The sequence below is a fragment of the Bacillus cereus group sp. BfR-BA-01331 genome (assembly GCF_022663915.1).
Classification (GTDB): domain Bacteria; phylum Bacillota; class Bacilli; order Bacillales; family Bacillaceae_G; genus Bacillus_A; species Bacillus_A mycoides.
In genome coordinates, this window is sequence record NZ_JAKUGJ010000092.1 from 1 (window position 1) to 2,272 (window position 2,272).

Below are 2,272 nucleotides of genomic sequence, written 5' to 3' on the forward strand. Positions count from 1 at the left end.
CACGTCACCCTTTCTCATTAACATAAGAGAATAGTAACGTGCTTTTTAGTTTAAGAATAGTCTAAATCCTTAAGTTGATGGATGTGGGGTACCGCCACATCGCTATCAAGCTAAGATTATACAACGTCAATTATAGTAGAGGTTGTTTCTTTTTTCTAAAGGCTACGTGTAGGGAATTTAAAGATTTGCATACGAAATAAACCCTAACGGGTTTCATTTTTTTGAATTAAGCCGCTTGATTATCAGACATGGCACAATTGTAAACGACACCTAATATATCAAAGACTGTTTTCTTCTCATATCGATGAGATTTTCGCCCGTTTTTCTGTAGGAGGATAAACAAGAAAAGCAGGATCACTTGAGTTGGAAGCTTTTGATACAATCCGATAGAGTCTTCGTGAATTTCGTGGGTTTGTCCTGGTTGTAGCTGGAATGGATTTGGAAATTGTTACAGAAAAAAGACCCGCCATTCTTAAAAATCTGGAAAATCAAAAATGGCTGTTTATGAAACTTTTTATATTTATACTTAAAGTTGGTGCTACTTCTTTATTGCATTAGATAGTAATGTAATTTATAATACGTTTAAATGATTAAATTCTTAAACGGAAGGTAATGTTAGCGAAATGAACTGTAATGATAAAGTAATGCATATTTTAGAAAATTTAAGACCATGTTTTCAAGGGTTGGGAGATCCAACTCGTCAGCAAATTGTATCGCTTTTAATTGATAAAGATAGCTTGAATGTGACGCAAATTGCGGAGCATATTCCCATGTCAAGACCTACTGTATCTCATCATTTGAAAATATTGAAACAATCAGGGTTACTTCGAGTTCAGAAAAAAGGCACTGAAATGTATTATTGTCTTGAATTTAATGAAACAATAAATCTTTTAAAAGAACTTGTTTCTTTAGTTGAAGATGAATGTAAGAATTAGGTACTCATTTATAGTTTAGGGACACCTTTTGTCCCTTTTTTTAGCGGCATTACGTTAAAAGGTTTAAGTTTTTGATCGTTTAAACTTATAATCTCGTACTAATTAAAATGGAGGTTTCAGATGAATAAGAAAACAGTATTAATTGTTGGTGGGTATGGTGTTGTTGGTAGTCAAATTGCTCAAATTTTACATGATCGACATCCTGATTTGGAAATTAGATTAGGAGGAAGAACCTTAGGGAAAGCGTTACCTTTTGAATCAGAGAGAGTAAAAATAGTCACTGTAGACAACACAACAGATGATCCTTTAAGAAATTTGGATGATAATTTCACATTAGTTGTTAATGCGGTTAATGACCCGCAAGATAGACTACTTCTATCTGCAGTTCGAAAAAAAATTCCATTGGTTGACATTACTCGTTGGACTGAACGTTTTAAGAGTTCTATTGATCGATTAAAAAATGTTGAGGTCCAATCCCCTGTTGTATTAGCTTCGGGGTGGATGGGAGGGACAGCAGCCCTTTTTGCTAAAATGTATTCAAAAGATCTTCAAGAGGTTACGGTTGATATCAACGCACTATATTCTCTTCAAGACAAAGCAGGACCAAATTCGACAGCATATATGGACCGGTTAACGATTCCATTTGAAGTCAAAGCTCGAGAGGGAATGCGACAGGCTTATCCAATGACTGATCCAATCAAAGTCCGCTTTCCCAACGGTTATATAACCAAATGTTATCGTTTGGATACTCCTGATCACGTAACCCTGCCAGAATCAATTCATGCTGTTTCGGCTAACTTTCGTATTGCTTTTGATAGTAAAATATCTACATATGGACTGGTTTCTCTGGTGAATACAGGGATTTGGAAAATGATTAGCGGAGAAAAATTTACCGATTTACGGAAAAATATTCTCTATAAACCCGGAAGGGGAAGTGCACATAACATAGTTATTCACCTTAAAGGTTATGATGCTACTGGTGTATTGCATAGACGATGTGTGAATATATCAGATCCGTTAGGACAGACACATCTTACTGCTTTAGGAGCAGCTGTCCAAGCAGAGAACATTTTACAAACATCTGATATTGTGGTTCCGGATCCTAAAATTTACTTTCCGGAAAATTTATTAGATTTGGGTATGAATGCATCTGTAATTTTAGATTTTTATAGAGAATATGGGGTTAATATTACGAAACAAAATATATAAAAGGTATCGTTATATTCGTGGTAGTACACATATGGCTATCAAGCAAAGAAGAGCAAATACCCCAAATAACTTAATGGCAGTTTAGTTTAATAAGAATCAATGGTAAAATGATGAGAATTAATTATGCT

Annotated in this window: 2 protein-coding genes; both read left to right on the forward strand. The window is 34.7% G+C overall.

Going from position 1 to position 2,272, the window contains the following annotated elements; translation table 11 throughout:
* The first annotated feature begins 623 nt into the window (after positions 1–623).
* Positions 624–935 (forward strand): ArsR/SmtB family transcription factor, encoded by a 312-nt coding sequence (locus tag MR155_RS30920; RefSeq protein ID WP_000995770.1) that lies wholly within the window; start codon positions 624–626, stop codon positions 933–935.
* Positions 936–1,055: 120 nt separating this feature from the next.
* On the forward strand, positions 1,056–2,144 hold the full coding sequence (locus MR155_RS30925; RefSeq protein ID WP_201040037.1) for a saccharopine dehydrogenase NADP-binding domain-containing protein: 1,089 nt from the start codon (positions 1,056–1,058) through the stop codon (positions 2,142–2,144).
* Positions 2,145–2,272: the final 128 nt, after the last annotated feature.